This window comes from Sphingobacterium sp. UBA865 (genome assembly GCF_002295765.1).
Taxonomy (GTDB): Bacteria; Bacteroidota; Bacteroidia; order Sphingobacteriales; family Sphingobacteriaceae; genus Sphingobacterium; species Sphingobacterium multivorum.
In genome coordinates this window covers 59055-82037 of record NZ_DBGB01000010.1, presented here as the reverse complement: position 1 = coordinate 82037, position 22983 = coordinate 59055, and the positions used below count along the sequence as shown (strand labels likewise).

The 22983-nt window shown below is 41.0% G+C and carries 15 protein-coding genes; 5 read left to right on the top strand and 10 right to left on the bottom strand.

Going from position 1 to position 22983, the window contains the following annotated elements:
• Positions 1-9 precede the first annotated feature (9 nt).
• From B2O97_RS04320 to B2O97_RS25115, 3 genes are read left to right on the top strand one after another with little or no spacing between them, the layout of a single operon-like run.
• Positions 10-1569 carry a TonB-dependent receptor gene (locus tag B2O97_RS04320; RefSeq protein WP_286767012.1) on the top strand — a complete coding sequence of 520 codons (1560 nt, stop codon included), beginning with the start codon at positions 10-12 and terminating at the stop codon, positions 1567-1569.
• A 1-nt stretch (position 1570) separates the two neighbouring features.
• A complete protein-coding gene (locus tag B2O97_RS04315; protein WP_312440620.1) occupies positions 1571-2461 on the top strand; it encodes a PepSY-associated TM helix domain-containing protein in 891 nt (296 codons plus the stop codon).
• Positions 2446-2751, top strand: coding sequence for a PepSY-associated TM helix domain-containing protein (locus B2O97_RS25115; RefSeq protein ID WP_312440618.1), 306 nt, complete (start codon positions 2446-2448; stop codon positions 2749-2751). The genes B2O97_RS04315 and B2O97_RS25115 overlap by 16 nt, the downstream gene beginning before the upstream one ends.
• Positions 2752-3089: 338 nt before the next feature.
• Here B2O97_RS25115 and B2O97_RS04310 read toward each other — a convergent pair whose 3' ends face one another.
• The 8 genes from B2O97_RS04310 to B2O97_RS04275 form a co-directional block, all read right to left on the bottom strand.
• Positions 3090-4574 carry a RagB/SusD family nutrient uptake outer membrane protein gene (locus B2O97_RS04310; protein WP_139144956.1) on the bottom strand — a complete coding sequence of 495 codons (1485 nt, stop codon included), beginning with the start codon at positions 4572-4574 and terminating at the stop codon, positions 3090-3092.
• Between the two features lie 36 nt (positions 4575-4610).
• A complete protein-coding gene (locus B2O97_RS04305) occupies positions 4611-6449 on the bottom strand; it encodes a SusC/RagA family TonB-linked outer membrane protein (protein ID WP_262511820.1) in 1839 nt (612 codons plus the stop codon).
• Positions 6450-6485: 36 nt separating this feature from the next.
• Entirely contained in the window at positions 6486-7208 is a 723-nt protein-coding gene (locus B2O97_RS04300; protein WP_070564807.1) for a TonB-dependent receptor plug domain-containing protein, read from the bottom strand.
• Positions 7209-7311: 103 nt separating this feature from the next.
• The gene (locus B2O97_RS04295) at positions 7312-8037 is read right to left on the bottom strand and encodes a LytR/AlgR family response regulator transcription factor (RefSeq protein ID WP_070564803.1); all 726 of its coding nucleotides are present in this window, start codon (positions 8035-8037) and stop codon (positions 7312-7314) included.
• Positions 8038-8111: 74 nt separating this feature from the next.
• Positions 8112-9431, bottom strand: coding sequence for a RagB/SusD family nutrient uptake outer membrane protein (locus tag B2O97_RS04290; RefSeq protein WP_070564800.1), 1320 nt, complete (start codon positions 9429-9431; stop codon positions 8112-8114).
• A 21-nt stretch (positions 9432-9452) separates the two neighbouring features.
• On the bottom strand, positions 9453-12791 hold the full coding sequence (locus B2O97_RS04285) for a SusC/RagA family TonB-linked outer membrane protein (RefSeq protein ID WP_286767011.1): 3339 nt from the start codon (positions 12789-12791) through the stop codon (positions 9453-9455).
• Positions 12792-12810: 19 nt separating this feature from the next.
• Complete coding sequence (locus B2O97_RS04280; protein ID WP_286752411.1) at positions 12811-15414, bottom strand: zinc-dependent metalloprotease; 2604 nt, start codon at positions 15412-15414, stop codon at positions 12811-12813.
• Between the two features lie 380 nt (positions 15415-15794).
• On the bottom strand, positions 15795-17162 hold the full coding sequence (locus B2O97_RS04275; protein ID WP_286767010.1) for a sensor histidine kinase: 1368 nt from the start codon (positions 17160-17162) through the stop codon (positions 15795-15797).
• A gap of 162 nt (positions 17163-17324) precedes the next feature.
• On the opposite strand from B2O97_RS04275, the gene B2O97_RS04270 reads away from it, so the two are divergent.
• Together B2O97_RS04270 and B2O97_RS04265 are read left to right on the top strand one after the other, a co-directional pair.
• A complete protein-coding gene (locus tag B2O97_RS04270; protein WP_286767009.1) occupies positions 17325-20498 on the top strand; it encodes an AsmA-like C-terminal region-containing protein in 3174 nt (1057 codons plus the stop codon).
• Positions 20499-20612: 114 nt separating this feature from the next.
• Entirely contained in the window at positions 20613-21140 is a 528-nt protein-coding gene (locus B2O97_RS04265; protein WP_286767008.1) for a hypothetical protein, read from the top strand.
• 15 nt (positions 21141-21155) lie between these two features.
• Here the strand turns inward: B2O97_RS04265 and B2O97_RS04260 are convergent, their stop codons facing one another.
• Positions 21156-21578 carry an NUDIX hydrolase gene (locus B2O97_RS04260; protein WP_070564777.1) on the bottom strand — a complete coding sequence of 141 codons (423 nt, stop codon included), beginning with the start codon at positions 21576-21578 and terminating at the stop codon, positions 21156-21158.
• Positions 21579-21706: 128 nt separating this feature from the next.
• Positions 21707-22864 (bottom strand): aspartate aminotransferase family protein, encoded by a 1158-nt coding sequence (locus B2O97_RS04255; protein WP_286767007.1) that lies wholly within the window; start codon positions 22862-22864, stop codon positions 21707-21709.
• Positions 22865-22983 lie beyond the last annotated feature (119 nt).

The window sequence follows — 22983 nt, the reverse complement described above, 5'->3', positions numbered from 1 at the left end:
GCCGGCACCATGGGATATCGCATAGGACAAACCTTGTACGGACAAAAAAACAGATGGAATTATACCGTTAGCGGTTCGGCCGATTACGTTGGCTTGCAGCGCGATGGCGACGGAGTTCCCCTTGGTCAGACAGACGGTCTTTCGAACACCTATCAATACAATGCATTTTTAAAGGCCGGATACCGTATCGATAGTAGTTCCAATATTACAGCAGTGTACAACTTCTACAGAAGTAACCAACACAACAGATACATCAGCCAAACAGGTGTATATGGTCAAACGCCAACGATAGGCGTAAAAGGCGATGATCCAGGTAAACCTGCCGGAACTCCGTATAACCACAATGCCATGTTGACCTATACTAAAAGTAATCTATTCGCTTCGACATCCTTAACTGCTTCTGCATACTACAATACATTTCGATCCATGAACCGTTATGTTGAGAAAGCCTCTGCATGGTACGGTCCGGGACAAACACAGATCAACTCGGAGAAAAAAGGCCTACGCGTTAACCTAAACACACCTTTCCAGGTATTGGGTTCCAATGCGGATATCACCTATGGTGTGGATTTATTAAATGATGTTACGGATCAAAATCTGACCGATGGCAGGGTCTATATTCCCTATATGAATATGTTAAACGTTGCTCCATACGCCCAGGTAAAAATTGATTTCCTAGAAAACTTAATCTTTAAAGGCGGTGTACGTTATGAAAATGCAACAGTCAAAATAAAGGATTTCAATACCATCGCTACAGGTCCCAACAACGAAGGAAGTATTGCTGTAAAAGGAGGCAATATCCCCTACAAAGGAGCGACCTTCAATGCAGGTTTGCGTTACAACAAATTCGCGATCTTTAATCCCTTCGTGAGTTTCTCTCAAGGTTTCGCGATCAATGAACTTGGCCGTATTGTACGTCGGGCAACAGATAATGATTTAGATAGCCTAAAAACTGATCCTATTATCACCAATAATTACGAAATCGGATTCTCAAGCAATTACAGCATTTTCCAGCTATCAGCATCTTATTACTACAGTACTTCAAAAATGGGTGTTGAACTGGTGGACATTGGCGGTTACCTGATGCCACAACGTCTTCCAGAAGATGTGTATGGTTACGAAATTGCATTAAGCGCTCATATTTCGCCTCAATTGACCATCGGTGGAACCTATGCCTATGTGGAAGGAAAGTCAAAAAAGGACGATGGATCAAAATCCTACCTCAATGGTTCACGGATCTCGCCAGACAAAGCAACGGGATACATCTATTACACGCCAATCAAACCCTTAACCTTTCAGCTTTTTTGGGTACATACCGGGTCCCGGGATCGCTTTCTTCCAAACGATAAAGGCGTCTACAAAAACAGTGAAGGCCCCGTTAAAACTGTTGACCTATTTAACTTAAATGGAAATTACCAAGTAAACAAACAATGGTCTATCGGTATGGGTGTAGAAAACTTATTCAATAAAAACTATTACCCTGTTGTCAGTCAATATCGTGCCTTAAATGAAGAATACGTCAAAGGACAAGGTATGTTGGCCTCATTTAACATCAATTATAAATTTTAATATGTTTAAGACCGTCATTCTTTGGTTGCATAAATGGCTCGGAATCATCACCGGAGTTGTGGTATTCATCCTAAGCCTGACGGGCAGCATATACACCTTTCAGGATGAGCTCAAGCTCTGGGCTTATCCTGAAAAATATTTTATCTCCGATACAACCATCCACTCAAAAACTCCACTACCATTAAGCACACTTCTTGACAGCTCACAGAAAAGCCTCAAAAAAAATCAAAAAATCACGCGGGTTGATCTCTATCCTTCGAAGAATCGTACCTGGGTATTTCGTGCCATAAAAACGGACGAAAAAGCATTTGGCCATTGGAATTATTACCGCTATTACAAACGAGTTTTCATCAATCCATATACTGGCCAGGTACAGCAAGTAGAGAATTCAAAAACAGAGTTCTTTCAGTTATTGCTTCAGCTTCACCTAAACCTCCTCTTGGGCAAGCAATATGGCCACCCTATCGTCGCCTGGTCAACGGTCATTTTTGTCCTTATCTTACTTAGTGGTATTGTTCTTTGGTGGCCAAAAAAATGGAAGGGCAAGAATCTCAAGCGCAGTTTTTGGTTAGATACCAAAGTCAAATGGAAGCGACTGAACCACGACCTCCACAATGTCATCGGATTTTACAGTTTATTTATCGGATTGATTTTTGCCATTACGGGACTCGCTTTTGCTTTTCCGGATTTTAAAAAGACCTATAGCGCAACATTCAATTTATTGCAGTCGCCAACAGCTTCTTCCACACGTAGCTCCCCTATACCCTTGCCCGCTGTGGAAAAGAAATTTCAGGACAATGCGCTGCGGTATGCCTTGACAAATTATCCGGATGCTGAAATGATGTCGATCCGACTAAAAAAGAGACCGAAACAGCAATGGATATACAGGTGAGACATCATGAAAAACGAAGTGGTGTATTTGACTGGCTTTATTATAATAAAGAAGAAAACAGTCTTACAGCAGTCAAATCCAGCAACGAATTGCAGTATGGGGATAAGCTCGGTGCACTTAACTATGATATTCATACCGGTGCCATCGGTGGACTCACAACAAAAATTATCGCTTGCCTTGCCAGTCTCTTTTGTGCTTCCTTGCCCATCACCGGATACATCATCTGGATGAACAAAAGCAAAAAGAAGAAAAAGAAAGGTTATCAACATAATGTTAATAAGTACTGTTAATAACTGTATTTTTCTTTTAAACAGGTTTTCAACAGCGTTATTAACATAATGTGGAAAACTAACCCTCGCCCTATTTACCGACGCAATCTCTTGTCCAAATTTACAGGAACACGATAAGCCAGCTGAAAAAACAACATACAAGAGAAAAAAGATGACAACCTTTAAATCGAGAAGAGCCCAACGCGCAGCAGGGCCAACAGGGCGACACTAAAAAAAGGAAGCATTCTTCAACATAAGGAACCACAATATACAGCCTAAGAAGAAGGGCGAGCGGGAAAAAAGAAAATCCGATGCACAGGGTACACCGGATTTCTTCAATAATAAACCAACAACTAACTTTACAGATTCGGGTTCCGCACAGTCTCTTCGTATGGGATAGCAAACAAATAATAAGGGCTATTTTCCACAAAATTAGATCCATTAGGAAACTTAATAACCCGGTGCCCCTGCCCGTTCACTAGCTTCGGTTTGCCATCTGCACCCACAATTTGGACTTGAATAGGCTTGCCGTCTGCATCAACATAAGATTTTCGTGCAACCTTTCCTTGTGTCCGAAGAATATCCGACAGGGCAAATCCTTCCCCCCAAAGCTCTTTTCGTCTTTCAATCAGGATCGCTGCAATTAATTGATCCGTATCATTTCCTGAAAACAGCTTTGCATTCCTCGCTGCACGCAGCTTATTCAAGGCTGCTACTGCTTTATCTTTTTCACCAGCCCGTGCGTACCCCTCGGCAGCGATCAAAACCATTTCCGAAGCACGCATATACACAATGTCACCGATCAAATTCGATTTAAACTTAAACTTCTTATACCGTAGAAAGCCCTCCCGACCGGGTAAATTATCCCATTCAAATAAAGCGTAACGCACATCACTGGTATCGAATAAATCTTTAAAATAAGGATCGGCCATAAAACTATAGTAATAAGATCCAGCTGACGAAACATCCAAATAATGAAATGTATAACTTGCCACATTTTGCTCGTTAGTCTGCTGATGCCCCCAAATCCACTCGCTATTTCCAAGATCATTAAAACCCGCCTGATAATCTGACGGAGTCATTAAATTATACTTCTGAGCTGCTTTTTCAGCATACGCTGCGGCCAGTTTCCATTCGCCAACCTGCAGATAAGTCCGAGCGAGCAAACCATAAACAACCTCTGCATTGATTTCGTATTTATCCGCTCGACCAGCAGAAGCCAACAAGCTTTCACTGTCTTTGAGATCTTTCAAGATAAGTTCATACACTTCTGCCTGTGTTGACCTTGATTTTCCTTCAGTCGATAGTGTACTGGGTTCGGTATAAATCGGAACAGATTTCGCATTTTTGTCCTTGAGGTAACTAAACTGATAAAATGTGGCCAGATTTAAGTAGGAAAATGCACGTAATGCTTTAGCTCTTCCCTTTAACACATTTTTAGTTTCAGTAGAGCCTTCGGCCCCATCTACCTTTGCAATGACATTGTTCATGTTATCGATCACCTTATACAACATAATCCAAAAAGAATTGACACGATTTGATCGATTATTTGTCAATTCGGTAAAGGCATAAGCATCACGATAGCCATATTTGGTGGTCACCGCCACATCACTTCCCATCGCATCACTAGTACGCATCACCGCTGTATATCCCGGATTAGCATAGGTAAAATAGGTATCATTTAAATACTTCCAGGTACCGTTGATCACCGTAGCAACATTGTCGGTGTTTTTAAAAACTTCACCTTCAGGCACTGCGGTCGTCGGATCCAGCTCAAGCGCATCCTTACATGATGCATTTACTAGGGAGAGCGCCAATATGATATATACAATTTTTAGTTTCATGATTTTCATTTAAATTCTCAGATTAACAATAAGGCATTAAAAAACAAGCTGAATACCACCAGAGATTGTTCGCATTGCCGGATAGCGAAAATAGGTCGCCCCATTCACCGTCTGTTCTGGATCCATTCCTTGATGACCATAAAATGTCAATAGATTTTCGGCTGTTGCAAAGACGCGAAGTTTTTCTACACCTATCCGCTTCAATAAATCCGAAGGTAATCGATAACCTAAACTTACATTTTTAAGGCGTGCATAAGTGCCACTGTAAAGAAAGCGTGTGGACGAAGAAGTCCAATTCAAGTTATCAGTTGTCAATTTAGGCACATCGGTCTGCGTATGCTCAGGCGTCCAGCGCTCGAGGATCTCCTTTGACCAAGCGCGTCCTGGATTATTACCGCTATGCATAAGCTGAATATAATCGTTATCTAATATCTGTCCACCCAAACTAAAACTCAATAAAGCAGACAAATCAAAATTTTTGTAGGTGAAACTGTTTTGAATCCCGCCGACAAGATCTGGCAATGAAGTTCCGGCAATAAAATTACCGGCCTTACTGTATTCCGAAGTTTTTTCACCTGTTTTATTACCGTCCTTATCAGCAGTATACCATTGCGGCAGACCGTTATCTGGATTTACTCCAGCCCATTCCGGCAGATAAAAATCATAGATACTTCCACCTACACGCAGGAGTTTATTACCCGTGATGATCGGTTTATTGTCTTTTGGCAAAGCTGTAATCTTGTTTTTGTAATGCGAAAGATTGACGTCTAAATTCCATTTAAAATTTTCATTTCGAACCGGGACAGTACGAATATCCACGTCAACACCTGTATTTTTCAGCGCTCCTATATTTGCATCATAGCCTGTATATCCTGTTGAATAAGCCATCGGCATTGTAAATAGCAAATCTTTACTTCGACGGTTAAAGTACTCCACGCTTAACGACACCCGGTTCTCAAAAGCGGATACGTCAACCCCCACATTCAAATTAAGGTTCGACTCCCATTTTAGATCCGGCGTAGCCAGCCTGCCGGTATACGTCCCGCCTTTACCCAAACTATTTGCAATGGTATAAAGTCCTTTATAAGCATAATAGGTTCCCAGATTATCGTTTCCTTGTCCACCATAACTCGCTCTGACGGTTAACTGATTAACCGTTGTATTATCCTTCAGAAAATCCTCCTGCTTCAGTTTCCATGAGCCGCCCACAGACCAGAATGTACCCCAACGTTTATCCGGCGAAAACCGAGATGATCCATCTGTCCGTAAGGAAGTTGAAAAATAGTATTTGTTATCATAGTTATACTCCGCTCTTCCCAAAAAGCTCAGTAACCTATAATCAACACTGGATCCTGTAAAATTATTAAGTTGAGATGCAGCAGCAGGTTCGTCAAAATAAGGAAGTACAAACTGTTGTCTGCTACCATTTATATTACTGCTGTTAAAATCATAGTATTCCTGTCCGGCCAATACATTGAGGGAATGCAAACCAAACTGCTTTTCATAGGTCAGCAAATTATTCCAGGTCTGTGCGACCGTACGTACGTTTGAACGATACACATACCCCCCGGTGTTCACACCATCGCCCAACAATGGATTAGTGTAGTCGTGCGTATTTCCATTGAGATAATCAAGACTATAAGTCGACTTAAACTTTAAGTTTTTAGAAAACAACACTTCCAGATAGGTTCGTGCAGATAGATTTTCGCGGCGGATATCATTTCGATCCAAAGGAAGAGATGCTGCCAGATTATTACGTGGAGTCGCACCACTTGGACGATATTCTCCAAAATCGTAAATCTTGTTTCCGGCTCCATCAAGGACATATGAGCCATCCGCATTCCGCTCATAGTACGGATAAAAAGACGGGACCAGTCTCGTAAAATTTATAATATTAGCCGTATTACTGTCTTAAGACTGCGGATACTTTTGTTGTGTACTGCTACCACCTATATTCAGGCCTACATTTAACCAAGACTTGACCTTACTGTCAATATTTGCACGCAGATTATAGCGTTTAAAGCCCGATTCAATTGCAATTCCTTGATCATTGAGATAACCTCCTGAAATGTAGTAGGTACTCTTTGCACTACCACCGCTAAATCCGAGGTCTGCCTGTGTACGCACCCCAGTACGTTGCAATACGTCGGTCCATGGATCATTCCAAAGCGTTTTTGCTCCAGCAACCAATTTACCATCTACGCCGACCGGCTGTGGGTATTGACTGCCGTAAGGATTAATATTTAAATCTGTCAATACGGTCTTACTTGCATTGGACGCCGCTTGCTCTGCCGTAAGGCCATTTGATAGGTTTTTATTTCTTAAAGCTTCCCAATAGAGTTGAAAATATTCATCGGTCGACACCTGATCATAGTCACGAACTGCACGTGTTGAATAGCCTTGTGTAAAATTGAGATTAATCTTGGTGTTGTCGGAAGTCACTCCCGACTTTGTGGTAATGATAATCACCCCATTTGCCCCTCTGGAACCATAAAGTGCACTTGATGCTGCATCTTTTAAAACAGAGATGGACTGAATGTCATTCGGATTGATGGAGTTAATATCTCCTGCATAGGGACTACCATCCAACACGATCAAAGGTGCACTGGAGGCATTAATGGAGCCGATACCCATTGAATTACTAGATTTTAAGAACTAAAAACAAAAAACACTAATATTCAGCTATTTAATTTATAAATATGTCTAGAAAAATATTTTTTCGTTAGCTAATTCACCATTATTGATCAAGCCATTTTTGAAACTTCGGGGACCGTTCCTCACTAACAATGACGACAATTCCTTCTGGGGTTGAAGGCATTAGCTCTAACTTGATTCGATTTCGACTAATCTTTAACATGGACTGGATGGCATCTATCCGAACAAGGAATTTCCGATTGATCTGAAAGAAAACTGTTGGATCCACCTGTGAAACGAGATGTGTGATGGTATCTTCAATAATATATGCAATTCCCGATCCTTTTTCTACGGCATACAGCTCTTTGTCTTCTGCCATAAAATAGGCAATATCAGCAATGGCCAGCGACTTTAAAAAATTACCATATTTCACTAGGAAGCGCTGTTTGAGCCGAGGTTCTACGTTGGGTAGTAGCGGTTCGATACGTTTCATGATCTCCGCCAACTCGTCGCTATCGAAAGGCTTTAACAGATAGGCATAACCCTTATTTTGGAAGGCCTCCAATGCATATTGTTCGTAAGCAGTCGTAAAAATCAGTGGCACATCGATCGATACCTGTTTAAAAATTTCAAAGCTCAGCCCATCCATCAGGTGGATATCCATAAAAATCAGATCGAATTGATTTCTATTGATCGTCATCACCGCTTCCTGAACCTCTTTTGCATTGGTAAAGATCAGTTCGCTTTCTCCATAGAGCGCAGTCAACATTTCCTTTAAGCCTACAAAAGCCCAGTCTTCGTCTTCGACAATCAGTATTTTCCATCTCATGGGTTGAATGTAATAAAAAATCCATTTCCTAAAAAAAGAAAATGGATTAATATATATAGGATAAAAAAAATCGATTATTTTAACAGATCGGGATTATTATTGATTGCCTCCTGTGGATAGCGAATCACATAACGTGGATCGTTCTGCTGCAGGGTTACCGTCCTACCGAAACTACTGTGTGTGATCGCCGGTCTTGTCGTCCGTTTTAGATCATACCAGCGTAATCCCTCTAGCGCCAGTTCACGCTTGCGTTCCAGCAGAACCGCATCTAGCAATTGCTCCTTTGACAAACCTGCGTCGGCCTTCGTTTCTTTGGCATAGGCATCTGCGGTAAATCTGTTTTTCTTTAAAGCAGACAGATATTTTAATGCTTCTGCTGTATTTCCCAGGCGAACATAACATTCGGCCATCGTCAAATAAAGATCAGCATTTCTAAAACTCACGTTAAAACGGTTGTCTCCACCTTTGAGGGATACATAATCGCCCCCACTTTTTTGGAAGTAACGACCTTTTCTCAAATCGCCTGCTAAATAACTGTCTAATAAGGCCGGTGAAATAAAGGAACTTGTACGTACACCAGGAACAGATACTTTTTCCAAAGCCATAATCATCTCTGCGGATTCAAAATCATTCGGAAGTAGGCTTCCAGCAACATTGAGATCAACCAATTTGTCATTTATAGCCAAAGCTTTTTTAGCGGCATCAATTGCTTCCTGCCACTCACCGCGGTATAAATGAACGCGTGAGGCCATTGCAAAAGCAGCGCGTTTGCTAAAGCGATAATTAACACCTTTTGCCTGATCATCGACAGTCAGTAACGCTGTCCCTTTTTCCATGTCAGTTAGGATCTGCATATAAGACTCTCCAATGGTCGCGGGAACAAAACGTTGTTCCAGGTCAATCTTTGTCGATAAAGGAACACCCCGAAGCCCTGCATTACTCGCCGAATAGACCTCACTGTAAAGATTTAACAACTCAAAATGAGCGTAAGACCGCATGAGATAAGCTTCACCCTTGATCTGGTCTACTGTACCATTACTAGCCAACTTGTCATCGATCGTACTGATGATCTGATTCGTATAAAAAATACTTTTATAGAATGCCAAATAAGGATAAGCAATTGTTGCAGGATCGGGGTTTTGATCGTTCCAAAGATAGATATCTTTGGTTCTAGCCGCATCTGTCGAACTTTCATCCAACAATAGTTCATCTGTACGCAAGGACAAATAAGACTTATGCGCAGGAAAACCAGTATAACTACTTGTCATTAACCCTCTAAAATCACTTTCCGAGGCAGGAATGACCGTTCCTACCGGTTGTATATCTAAATATTTATTGCAGGATGCCAATGCACTCGCTGCCATGATCATTCCAAAATAAACTATTTTTTTCATGTTATAAATCAGTTAAAAGAATTAAAAACTTGCTGACAGACCAAAAGCAAAAGATTTGCTGATCGGCTGCGCATAATAGTTTCCATAAGTCTCCGGATCAAAATACCCTTCATAATTTGCTCCGAAAACAAATAGATTACGTCCTTCTACATTCACGCGTAAATTGCTTGCACCAATTTTTTTGCTTAGTGCAGGAGGTAGTGTATATCCCAAACGTACACTATTGATACGGACATAACTCATTTTCTTAGCCCAAATATCATATTGTTTAAACGAATTAATTGGGTCGTTGCTTTCCATCCAGGCATAGGCCATCCAGCGGTCATTTAATTCAGAACTTATACTTCCCAAAGCAGGCATATTACCACCCTTTTGTAGGACATTCAAAAGATCTGTTGTATAATTCTGTCCGCGGTCGACCTTCGCTGGATTATAAGTCGGTGTACGGCTTACCCAACGCTCCAGATTGAAGACAGCTGAAATCGCCAAGTCAAAGTTAGCATAACGGAAACGGTTGGTCATACCACCGATAAGCTTCGGATCTTTACTACCCTTGTATTTAAATTTAGAACGGTATTCTGCAGCTGTCATGTCGGTTTGCGACATATAACCCGGCAAGAAATCAGCCCAAGGATCGTATAAACCATAAAACTCTTCAAAGCTTGAAACCGATCCATCTTGATTTCTAAATTGCATCACACCATCTTTATCCAGTCCAGCCGTTTCCAGCACATATAGACCACTGATTGGGCGCCCTTCCTGTGCCTCTGGTGCATAAGCCTTCGGATCATTCATAACCTTCAATAACTTATTGTCATTATGTGCGATATTAAAGTCCGTTGACCAGGAGAATTTATCTGTTTGAATCTGACGGCTTGATATGGTCAGTTCTACACCTTGGTTTCGTGCTGAGGCCCAATTGACCTGCACATTCTGGAAACCGTTTTCTAAAGGCAATGCACTATAAGCTATTAGGTCGGTACTTTTTCTGTTGTAATAGTCAACCGTAATATTCAATCTATTCTTCCATAGACCTAGATCAACTCCAGCATTATAAGATTGCGTACGCTCCCAACGTAATTTATCATTTGCAGGTATCTCAACCGTAACTGTTCCTTCATTATAACCCGGAATTAAAGTCGAATTTCCATACCTTCCAACGATAAATGGATAGGTATTCCGATCGACATTGCCCTGGATACCGTAGGAAGCACGTAAACGGAGATCCGATAACGCCGTTTTTCCTTTGATGAAGTCCTCCTCAAGTACGTTCCAGGATCCGGACAAAGACCAGATTGGTAAGAAACGATATTGCGGATCTACACCGAACATATTTGAGCCGTCATAACGAATACTACCATTGACGTTGTATTTACGATCAAACGTATAGGTCGCATTTCCATAAAAAGAGGCATATGAGTTCTCGATATATCCCTTACTATACTGAAGGAATTTGGCGTTTGTTTGATCATTACTATTTGGAAAAACAATACTTTGTGTAGTTAAAGTCGCTGGATTGTAGCCAAAACCTTTCGTTGATACGGCTTTATTCGTACTACGGCGCAGCTCTGTTCCTCCCATCAATTCCAGCTCATGTCTGTCGTTCCAAGTTTTGTTATATTTTAGGTAAGTTTTCCAATTATATTGGAAGATACTATTATTGATATTTTCGATCTTACCTCCTGTAGGCAAGAAATATTTATACGTTTTAGTTGCAGAATCGTAATACCGCGTCGAAGCCCGCAACTTGCGCGTATTATAACTTTCCTGATCGGCAAATTTTTCTGTGCTGTTTTCATCAAACTGCAAACCAAATTCGGAGCGTAATGACAATTGTGGAATAATAGTATATTCCAGGTAACCAATCGCTTTCAGTGCCTTATTCGTTAACGTATATTTGGTATTCTCCCTTTCTTCTATAGCATTGAAAGGAATATAGGTATCTTTTTCATAGCCTTCAATATCCGGATCATAATTGTATTTACCAGATTGATCACGTACAGTCAAGTATGGATTAACCAAACGCATATAATTACTAGGATTAGTAAAGGCATCGTCATCCTGGATTGGGTTCTGCCTATTTGAAACGGATCCTAATAGATTGATTCCAGCTTTGAATCTGTCGTTAATATTGAAGTCATTATTTAATGTCAAAGAATAACGACGAAGATCTGCTCCTTTTGTTGCTCCCTTCTCATCGTAAAAACTGCTGGACAAATAATAACGATGCCCGTCATTACCACCAGAAATTGAAGCTGAATACTGCTGATTCAAAGCTTGACGATAAAGTTCTTTTCCCCAATCCGTCTGTTGTGTGCGCAATTGATTGATTGACTGCTGTACTTCAGGTGATAAGGCTGCCAAACCACCCGAACGGTAAGCATCCAATGCATTTGCTTTGTTTAATATCCGCATAACGGCCCCCTTATCCGCACGATAATTTAAATCGGTGCGGTCGGCCATCAAGAGTTCAAAGTCCACTTTTTCATTGGCATCCATCAGGTTGAGTTTACCGAAATCCGGACGTTGCGTCACAAAAGTATTTGCTGATACCTGCAGTTTTGCAGGTCCAGATTTCCCCCTTTTTGTGGTAATCACAATGACTCCATTTGCCGCCCTCGCGCCATAGATGGAAGTCGCCGCTGCATCCTTTAATACCGTAATATCGGCGATATCGTCAGGATTGATACCCGCAATCGGAAGATTACTCAAGCTATTCAAATTGTCTTTGTCAATTCGTTTGGGCAATTCAGCTCCTTCAATCGGTAAGCCATCGATGACCCATAAGGGGTCTTGTGTGCCATTGAGTGATACCGTACCCCGGATACGGATCTGTGGCGCGCTGTTAGGTCCACCATTAAAATTACTCAGCTGCAAGCCTGCGACCTGACCAGCCAACATTTCGTCGATCGATGAAACTCCGGTTTGTTTGATATCAGCGACATTGATTTTATTGTAAGCCGTCGTATTCTTACGTTTTTTGATATCCGTATAACCTGTTACGATCACTTCATCTAAAGATTCACCACTTGGCTGAAGCAAGATTGTCTTATGATCCTGAAATACCGGCACCTGAATACGCTGGTACCCGACATAGCTAATCGTTACATATTTTAAATTACTAGGCACTTTTAAGCGAAATTCACCAGCCGCATCGGTCAATGAACCCAATGCCGACTGCTGCACCTGATTAGGTACACCGATATCTTCTGCTACTGCCAAACTTTCAACGACAACTGTCGCCCCCACGACAGGTTTTAAAGTGACCGCATCCAGAACCTTTCCTTTCAATTCTCTGGATTCCTGCGCATGCGCAACGTGCACACACATGAAGGTCAACGGTATTAAAAACTTATTCATTTTGGTAGATGTTAATATATTAGTTTAATTCTAAGGTATTTGCAATACGCAATAAAAGATCCATGTAATGCGATTTTGTCGTCGCATCACCAGTCCGCTGCTTTTGTTTCAACAACTGGTAAATCTCATATAATTCAGCGCGTTTATAAGTCAGCATATCCGAAGTACGGATCATACCAGTGACATGTACATTCCGCAGTCCAGCTTTTGAAGAGGATGCATGTTGTGGATGTAAACATAGGTCAGGTTGCGTCGCTTCAACCAGCTGCTCGATACCTGCTAGTTTCTTCGCATTTAGTTTCTCCATCGATTTGTTGGTAGAGACCATCAGCACATCCACATAGTTTTGTTGCAGCATCCGTGTTTTAAGATCCAACGATTGTCCGCTGATGGTTTTAGCAAAAACCGTCTGACGTACAGAAGTTAAAAACTCTGGTGCGCTCCATGCTTTCTTACTTCCGAAAAGATTTTCCATCTCAACCATACGCAGCAAACGTTCATCATTGACCAGTTTATACAACATAGCGTATTGAAATTCACGTTGTAAGTTATAAGGAGCGTACTCAAATGGTCCTATCGGAGAATCTTTCAATGGAAAAGTTTTTGCCATCAGCTCCGGAACGAACAACCATTCGGGCATGTAAAAGACATTCTTCTTGAGGTACTCCAAAGCACGTAGTTGTTTGTCTTTTGGTACTGGGCTATAGGCATCTTTTTGATCACCCAAAACAGCATTTTCGAGGTAAATACCACCAATATTATTTAAAACATGATCAGCATATGCATACCATTGTCCAACCACGCCCATATACAACTTACCGGCACGGTAGTAATCATCGCCGACATTGGTTGTCCAATTGATAATATTAGGCATCATGCGACGCAGATTCAGCATACCATATTCGCCAGCCTTCATGGCGTCATCACCAAGATCTTCCGATTGAGCCCGCGGATCAACGATATTTTTAGAGTCTTGCTGTTCACCGTAATGATAAATAGGATCATGTACATGGCTATCAATTTCCTTTCTCAGCAAAGGGATTTCATCCCAAGGCTGTGTTTTGCCATACCAGCGGTAGGCCCAGCCAATGGCGTACTTGTCGTAAGCACCGATCACGGGAGTAATCTGTTCCACACCATCTTCAGGTTGCGCCACATAATTGAAACGTGCGTAATCCATAATGGAAGGAGCGGTCCCTCCCATTTTAGCGGTGAAGCTTTTGCTACGCAACGAATCAACAGGGAAACTTGCCGAAGAGCCCATATTGTGCATCAATCCAAGCGTGTGTCCAATTTCATGGGACGACACAAAACGAATAGCATGTGCCATTTTCTCATCGGAGAAAACATTAGCACGTACTGATGTATCTACGATACCGGTCTGTATGCGCATCCAACTGTTCAAAATAGTCATGACGTTGTGCCACCAAATCACGTCAGCTTCTAATATCTCCCCTGAGCGTGGATCAACAACAGATGGCCCCATGGCATTAGCTTGAGCAGATGCTGCGTATACAATAGAAGAAACATTAGCGTCGTCTGGATCAAATTTGACACTATCGGGCTGTTGTTTGGCCAGAATTGCATTTTTGAAGCCAGCAGCTTCAAAGGCGACCTGCCAATCATGTACGCCATCAATAATGGCCTGACGCCATTGTTTTGGGGTCGCTGGGTCCAAATAAAAGACAATCGGTTTTTTGGGTTCGACCAACTCCCCTTTCAGATAGCGCGCTTTGTCTTCGTCACGCGGTTCCAAACGCCAGCGATTGACCAGATTTTTCTTATCCAGTTCTTGTTGTTTATCGTTAAAATACCAACGCGGCGAAGTAAAGAAACCAACCCTTGGATCTGCAAACCGGGCAACCATAGGCGTTTCAGGCAGTTCGTAAAGGTTACTTGTAATTTCCAAAGAAACCGGTACAGATTCATTACCTTCCGTCACCTTGGTAGAAAATACAGACTTCACAACGATATTATTCGCATAGGATTTGATATCTTCAACTGTAGATATACTGGTTTTAGGTGAAGTTCCCAAACCCAAGGAAGTAAACACATCCGTAAAACTCTTTTCTGAACCATCAAATACCTTATTGACTTTGATTACAACAGCACTTGAATCTTTTGAATAACTTTCAATCTTAAAAGATTCAATATAAGAAGGGCGGTAATTATCGTATACCGAAGCGGCTATTGCGTCACCTTTAGGGACTTCCACCTGAGGTTTGATCTCCGAAACCCACACTTCTTTCTTCTCCTTGCGGAGTGTAAACCGGATGACCTTATTTTCATAATTCATTCCTTTGTTTACCCCAGCCTCATTTAAAGCCAATGGAACGGAAGACAGCTTCTGTATCAACAGAATATCCTGTCCCATTTTCTTCAATGGAATTTCAAAATAGTAATTATTTTCCTTACGAATTACCGTAAACATACCAGTATCAACCCGGGCATCTTTAAACAATTTGTCGTACGCAGCTGTCGTATCTTTCTTGGCAATAGAATCTTTAGCAGAAGTAACCGTTTCTTTTTTTCGCAGGCCTACTGTTTGCAATAATGAACAAGATTGCATTAGACCAGCGGAAAATAAAAGACCTATGGCTAACTTAGTGTAAGTGTTTTTCATCAAATAAATATTTTGAGCCCTTGTTTTCAAAGGTGATATCTGAGCTCGTTGCACTCCATGTGTTTTTCAAAAGTGATGACGGATCATCAAGCTATTATCTCGTGTTATCCATAAGCTAATTTTAGCTTACTACAGAACGATTAGAAAGTAATTTTGTCTATTCCAAGCAGGTCAATTCCAAGTCATTTATACTTAAAACTTATGCTATTTGATCGGATAGGATTAGGCTAACCACGAACTAATATTTCTAGATTAGGAGCCAAATTTGTTAAAAATATTATACAGAAAAGTATGCAAAGCGATGAACACGCAGTTTAAAGGTATGAACACGCGCTACTAAAACATGAACACGTAAACCGACCATCTTTTATTCTTCATTTTCAACTGGATGAGAGTGGTAAGTATACCGAAAAAAAGTCCGATTCTATCCCGTACCGGAATCCCGACATCGCATAATAACGATAGATGGATGCTAAATAATTAAGTCCGTACCCCTCACCTTCCAGCTCTGCCCCCTGTCTGGGCTGCCAGTTATTGCGGATTTCCAGCACGTTTTCTTCAACAAGATAGATGATCTGAATCTTCAGCGGATGTTCGATCGAAATACGGGTATGCTTGATCGCATTTTCTACCAGCATCTGCAGGCCCAAACGTGGAATTTTCCGATCCAAACATGTTGCTGGCAGCAGAATTTCCATATCACTTAAGGCCGCTCCGAACCGCACCTGCTGTAAAAAGAAATAGGCTTTGGCCAATTCCAGCTCCTCCCCCAATGATGACCATTCGGCTTCATCTGTGCGGAGCATCTTCCGGTAGACTTTTGTCATCTTGCCAATAAAAGACTTCGCAAGATCATTGTCCTTTCCAATCAGGTATTGAAGCGACCCAAATGTATTGAATAAAAAATGCGGATTGATCTGCTGCCGCAGTTGAACCAACTGCATGCGCGTATATTCATTCTCTTGCTTCAGGGATTGCAGTTTCAGCTGCTGAATCTTGCGACGCTCCACGATATTAAAGTAGATTAACACCATAGCTACCAACATCAAGCCCACACCAAGCAAGATGCTATACGTTAGCAATTCTTGGATTTCCTCTTCAATACTCAGCAACAGGACATACACCTTGATTTCACCACCCACTAAAAGAATGTTACAGGGATACGAATTGACCATAACGTCCAGCTGAAGAAAATCAGATTTCACAATCTGTCCTTGTTTTGCAACTGCTGTACTGGCCCGCTTACCCCACTTTCGATTATCTGGAGAATACACACATAATCCACGGTCGTCGTAAATCTCGAAATAAGCTCGTCTTCCGAAATTGAGTTCCGCGAAATAGGCATTCAATTTTACTACATCCAGATAAATGTGATATAGTCGGTGATTTATTGTCCGTGTGCGTAACAAGGTAAGCATTCGCTGATTGACAGAGTCCGCTTGTCCAACCGGCAAAACGACCAACAGCGAGTCAGCACTTTCTTTTAGATCAAAGGCGGGCTGATTTAAGATCTTTTTTTCCGAAAGGAATAGATCTTGCTGCAACAACTCCAATTGCTTTTTGATAAGCAACATATTCTCATCTGCAAAATCGATCAGTATCCTCTTCTTAAGGAGGTCTACTTTATGATGGATAATACCGAGCAAGCCCCCCCCAATCAACAACAACAAAAACAAACAGGCAGTCAGGATGATACTATTCTTCTGTTCGGCATTTTTAAATCGAAATTTCACGCTGCAAAAATACATGAAATTTTTAAAAGCCTATGCAAAGCACTTCGCAAGAAAGGCTTTAACGCGGCCTCTTGTCAATGAAAAACGACATAATCCAAGCCCTTTTCAAAATAAATGCATCACATAACTGAGATTAATAATAATTTTCTGATTTTTGTAACCACAAAAAATTCCAAAGTGTCAAAAGCAACATTTATAAAAGTTGTGAAACGTATCGCTATCGTTTTTACAAACATCGCCGTACTACTCGTTATCAGCATATTATCTATTCCTTATATATTCGAAAATGAAGTAAACAGCAAGGTCAAATCGCTCGTAAACGAGCACATTACAGGTGAATTAAATTATTCCAAAGTAAGATTAACCTTCTTTGATCAATTCCCTTTGCTTACTGCATCGATGGATGATGTCTTACTAAAAGGGGCCGAACCTTTCAAAAACGACACGCTGCTCGCTGCAAAAAAAGTCAGTTTTGGCGTGGACCTTATGAGTCTTCTCAAATCTAAAATTGTAATCGACAAGTTTATCGTTAACAGCGGGAAGATCAATATCCTGGTTGATTCTTTGGGAAATGCCAATTACAATATTTATAAATCTAGCTCCGCTGATGCTACAAAAACACAAGACAATTCCGAAAGCAGTGCTTTAGCCTTCCAACTGATTAAACTTGAAAAAACAAATCTCCATTATGAAGATCGCTCCATTCCGCTACAGATAGAGGCAAAAGATCTGGAATATGAGGGTAAGGGAGATCTGATGTCAAATATCTTTGACTTGAACACACGTGCAAAAATTGCATCCTTTTCATTTTCCTTTGACAATGAATTGTATGTGGACAAAAAGTCGATCGATGCCAATTTGCTAACACGGATCAATACCAATACCTTATCTTTCGGCTTCGAACGAAATGATATTAAAATAAATCAATTACCGGTTCGTTTCCGTGGGTTGTTGTCTTTTATCTCCCATGGTTATCACCTGGATTTCAAATTAAAATCACAGGAAAGCACCTTGGCCGAATTACTTTCATTAGTCCCAAATAGCTACGCTTCTTGGATCAAGGACCTCTCCGTGAAAGGTACATCGGAGGTTTTTGTCAATTTAGAAGGAGACTATATTGTCGACAACAACAAAATGCCTAATCTTTCCCTTGGACTCATGGTCAACAATGGCTTTCTCGCGTATAAACAATCCACCAATCCGCTAACAGACTGGAATGCAAAATTACGGATAGACCTGCCGGCACTGAATCCAGACTCACTACAAATTGATCTGAAACAATTTGACTTTAAAGTTGCTTCAGGCTATTTCAATGCACAGGGCAACATTGCGGGTTTACACCCTGTAACCGTGCATGCCAACATAAAAAGTGATCTTGATCTCTGTAAACTCAATGAATCCCTACAATTCCCAGACTTTTCATTTGGTGGAAAATGGAATCTTTACGCAAAAATCGACGGAACATACGCCAAAGCTATTCGTAAGGTAGGACTTCAAAAACGCGAACAGGAATACATTGCATCCATTCCTACTTTTGATATCAAAAATACACTCGTCGATGGTAAATTCAAATTGGCGAACCTCCCACAGGGGTTGGACAAAATTGCTTATCGTCTGGAAGCAAAGGATCCCGATGGCCAATTAAAAAGTGCATCAATAGCAATCCATGATATTTCTGTTCAGGCGCTTAACAACTATATAAAGGGTTTTATTTCAATAACAGATTTTAATAAAATTGCGGTCAACTCGGATTTAAAAGCTTCATTTAATTTAGCAGATATCAAAAATTTCTATCCCATTAAACAAGTTGAATTGGCAGGGTTGGTGGATGTCAACCTTATGGCAAAAGGTTATGTGGATCTCAAACGAAACATTTTTCCCGAAACCAATACATCCATCGTGATGAAGAATGGCTTGATCAAGTCAAATGATTATCCTATCCCGATGGAAAATATTCAGGTCGAAGCTTTTGTCAATAGCGAAAAAGGCTCACTTCGAGATCTGAATGTCAAAATCCTACCGGTATCATTTACATTTGCTGGCGAACCATTTTTCTTGAATGCAGACCTCAAGAACTTCAATAATATCAAGTACAGCATACAATCCAAGGGTAAGCTTAATCTCGGCCCTATTTATAAACTCTTTGCATTAGATGGTACCAATGTCGATGGTTTTATCTATACGGATTTCAGTTTAAAAGGTTTACAGAGCGATGCCACCAATGGTCATTATAACCGACTCCAAAATAGTGGTCAGTTAAGTATTGGAAACATCCAGGTTCAGTCCGACATGCTTCCACAGCCTATTGCAATTAGAAGTGGGAACTTCAGTTTTTATCAGGAGAAAATGAATTTCGATAAATTCTTGGTAGCCTATGCGAAGAATGATATTTCCATCAAAGGATATCTCAACAACATTATTAATTATGCAACAAGTAGTCAAGCACCGTTAAAGGGGCAATTTACACTCAGCAGCAAGAAAATCAATGTGGATGATTTTATGGTTTTTGCTTCTCCGGCCACATCGACGACTGCAAGCTCTTCGGAAAGTGGTGTAGTTCTTCTGCCTAAAAATTTGGACGTTCAGGTCTTGGGGCTCGTCAATGCCATAGCATATAATAAAATGAATATCAAAGACTTCAAAGGTGACCTACAGGTAAAAGACGGTAAGATGATTCTTCATAAGACAAACTTTGAACTAGCGGGACTGAAAGTAGATATGAACGGAAGCTATCGTCCTCTAAATCCACGTAGAGCAAGTTTTGATTATGCTGTGAAAGCTGACAGCTTTGATATTCAACGCGCTTACAAAGAGATACCGCTATTCAGAGAAATGGTTAGCTCTGCCAAAAATGCTTATGGCCTGGTTTCATTGGATTATAAATTGGGTGGTTTATTGAATGGCAATATGCAACCAGTAATGCCCTCCATCGTCGGCGATGGATCCCTAACACTGAATCAAATTAAATTCAGAGGCTTCAAGTTACTTAATGGAATTAGTCAATCTACTTCCAAGGAAAAATTGAAAGATGGCGAAGTGAAAAAAGTTGTTATTAAATCCCATATCAAAAATAATGTGATGACCATCGAACGCACAAAAATGAAAATGATGGGATTCAGGCCTCGTTTTGAAGGTCAAGTGACCTTAGATGGGCGGATGAACCTGGGTTTTCGACTGGGCTTACCTCCTTTTGGAATCTTTGGGATACCTATGCGAATTACGGGCACTCCAGATAACTTTCACTTAAAAATGGGAAAATACAAAGAAGAAGATCTCGACATGGAAATGGATGACGAGGACAACAAAGTATATAAAGAATCTCAAAAGACGCAAGAATCACAGGCTAAATAAACTCGCAATAAGTTCTAGTAAAGTCTGTCAACACAATAGTGCTGCAGTAAAAACGTTGTTTAATATAACAGAAAGATTTGTTAACTTAAACAACGTTTTTAATTTTTGAAAACCATGAGATATATACTAATTATACCCATTGCAATGCTATCCATTTGCAGTTGGTCCAGTTTCAAGACCGTTAACGACCAGAAAAATCCCTTATATGGGAAAGTATTCCGTGAGATCAATGAAATTGCTGAATTAAAATCTTATACATATACAACTGGTGCACTTATTGAAACCGACAAGAATACCCAAGGAGACTTTCGCTTTGCTGCCGGCTATTTTACAAATGCCAAAAATGGTGTTTGTATTTTAGAGGAATTGTTACCCGATGATAGCAAAGGTAAAGTCAAATATAAGATTTTGGATACCATCAATATTCAAAAACTGAAGTCCAACGAGCAACTCAGCTTATGCAACTGCAAGCAAGGTGACAAACCAGACAGCGAAATTATAGCCATTAGCCGGGTCGATGAAAGCAAAGAATATTTCGACAAAATCGTCAAGGCATGGCGAATGGATACCAAAAGCCAAAAAATTATTCCTTTAAAAGACACAAAGGGTATCAGCTGCCTCAATGAAGGCTATGGCATCTAGCGGCGACAGGATTTTTTAAATCAATCCGTCAGCCTTCAACTTGTCAAACACATGCAAAACGCCAATGACCTGGATAGGTTCTTTCTGGTACTCTTGGTGTGAAAAATAACGAACGGCGCCAATCTCATTACTGGGTTCGATCTGCTCTGTTAATGGGTACAGAAAACAATCCTGTTCCATGATAACCTCTGGCACAAGCCCGTACGCCGGAGCTGTTACATGGCAATAATACGAGATTTTATCCGGATCCAGATTGATATTCAACTCCTCCAAAATCTCGCGACGTAGGGACTGCAGGGCTTCCTCCCCTGCATCAATCTTCCCACCTGGCAGATACCATGCCTTTCTATTGTTGCTATACGCCAATAATAATTTATCTTCCTTAATACTCACTAAACCCGCTGTAGGCAAATATTTTTTTGTTGTCTTGAAATCCATTATACGCTATTACTGATTAAATACGCTAGATGTGAAATTACTTCTTTTACAACATTTATCAAAGCGCAACAGCTCATCTGGAGAATCCTTCGTTAAAACTTCGCAAAAAATCAATACAGCGGGTCCAATCAATATACCGAAACATCATCGGCTAGTTTCTCTTTATGCACAAGCTTCCGTAGACTCTTCAAAAATGTCTCCGCGTGATTCATGGTGAAACAGAGCGGCGGTAATAGGCGGAGGGTATAGCGTCCTGCATATCCTGTAAAAATCTTTTCAGAAAACAAAAGTTCTTCCCGTAGGTGTTGAATATCGTTTTCAAACTCTACGCCAATCATCAATCCTTGCCCCCTCACTTCACTTACGCCATGAATTTTTCTTAATTCTCTCAACAGAAATTCACCTACAGCTGCGGCATTATCAATCAATTGCTCTATTTGGATGACATCAAGTACAGCCAGTGCCGCCGCGCAAACCACATGACTACCGCCAAAAGTAGTGCCCAATTGCCCCGTGACCGGCTTTATTTTAGGCGAAATAATTGTCGCCCCCATCGGGAGGCCATTTGCAATCCCTTTGGCCACCGTAATTAAATCGGCTTCTATCCCAGCATGCTGATGTGCAAAGAAACGTCCCGTGCGCCCATACCCGCATTGAATTTCATCCAAAATAAGCATAGTCCCAGTTTTCGTGCAGATTGCTCTTACTTCCTGTAAGAAACTAGGACTTGCCCGATGAATCCCCCCGACACCTTGAATAGGTTCAATGATTACAGCGCAGTATTCTTCGGTTTCCAATTGTTTTTTCAAACTGGAGATCTCGTTAAAGGGTGTAAAGACAAATTGTTCACTGTCATTTAATGGTGCACGAATCGACCGGATATCCGTTGCCGAAACCGCGGCTGAGGTTCTCCCATGAAACGCATTTGACATCGCCAATACTTTCCTCCTTCCCGTATGGAACGAAGCTAACTTCAGTGCATTTTCATTTGCTTCGGCCCCCGAATTACTGTAAAAAACAGCATATGTAGGATAACCACAGGCACTGCCCAAGCGCTCGGCCAAACGATCCTGAAGATCGTTTGTAACTGCATTTGAATAAAATCCGATCTTATTCATCTGTTGTATAGTTTCTTCAACAACATGCGGATGGCTATGCCCAACAGAAATAACGGCATGACCACCATATAGATCTAAATAGGCCTGCTGCTGTTTATCATAAACAAAGCAACCAAGGGCTCGTTCGATCGCAATATCAACTTTCTCAAAAACGGGAAATGGTTTCATGAATGACTTCGATTAGTAAAACTCAAAAATCAACTTAAATCTCCTTTCATTCCTAGTCCAAGATGGTTATTTATTCCTAGTCCAGCCGTCACGTACAATAAACAAAATAACTCATCTTA

What these genes read in the sequence shown, in the direction of transcription:
- B2O97_RS04320 (WP_286767012.1), top strand. Translation starts at nt 10, where the DNA reads ATGGGATATCGCATAGGACAAACCTTGTACGGACAAAAAAACAGATGG.
- B2O97_RS04315 (WP_312440620.1), top strand. Translation starts at nt 1,571, where the DNA reads ATGTTTAAGACCGTCATTCTTTGGTTGCATAAATGGCTCGGAATCATC.
- B2O97_RS25115 (WP_312440618.1), top strand. Translation starts at nt 2,446, where the DNA reads ATGGATATACAGGTGAGACATCATGAAAAACGAAGTGGTGTATTTGAC.
- B2O97_RS04310 (WP_139144956.1), bottom strand. Translation starts at nt 4,574, where the DNA reads ATGAAACTAAAAATTGTATATATCATATTGGCGCTCTCCCTAGTAAAT.
- B2O97_RS04300 (WP_070564807.1), bottom strand. Translation starts at nt 7,208, where the DNA reads ATGGGTATCGGCTCCATTAATGCCTCCAGTGCACCTTTGATCGTGTTG.
- B2O97_RS04295 (WP_070564803.1), bottom strand. Translation starts at nt 8,037, where the DNA reads ATGAGATGGAAAATACTGATTGTCGAAGACGAAGACTGGGCTTTTGTA.
- B2O97_RS04290 (WP_070564800.1), bottom strand. Translation starts at nt 9,431, where the DNA reads ATGAAAAAAATAGTTTATTTTGGAATGATCATGGCAGCGAGTGCATTG.
- B2O97_RS04285 (WP_286767011.1), bottom strand. Translation starts at nt 12,791, where the DNA reads ATGAATAAGTTTTTAATACCGTTGACCTTCATGTGTGTGCACGTTGCG.
- B2O97_RS04280 (WP_286752411.1), bottom strand. Translation starts at nt 15,414, where the DNA reads ATGAAAAACACTTACACTAAGTTAGCCATAGGTCTTTTATTTTCCGCT.
- B2O97_RS04275 (WP_286767010.1), bottom strand. Translation starts at nt 17,162, where the DNA reads ATGTATTTTTGCAGCGTGAAATTTCGATTTAAAAATGCCGAACAGAAG.
- B2O97_RS04265 (WP_286767008.1), top strand. Translation starts at nt 20,613, where the DNA reads ATGAGATATATACTAATTATACCCATTGCAATGCTATCCATTTGCAGT.
- B2O97_RS04260 (WP_070564777.1), bottom strand. Translation starts at nt 21,578, where the DNA reads ATGGATTTCAAGACAACAAAAAAATATTTGCCTACAGCGGGTTTAGTG.
- B2O97_RS04255 (WP_286767007.1), bottom strand. Translation starts at nt 22,864, where the DNA reads ATGAAACCATTTCCCGTTTTTGAGAAAGTTGATATTGCGATCGAACGA.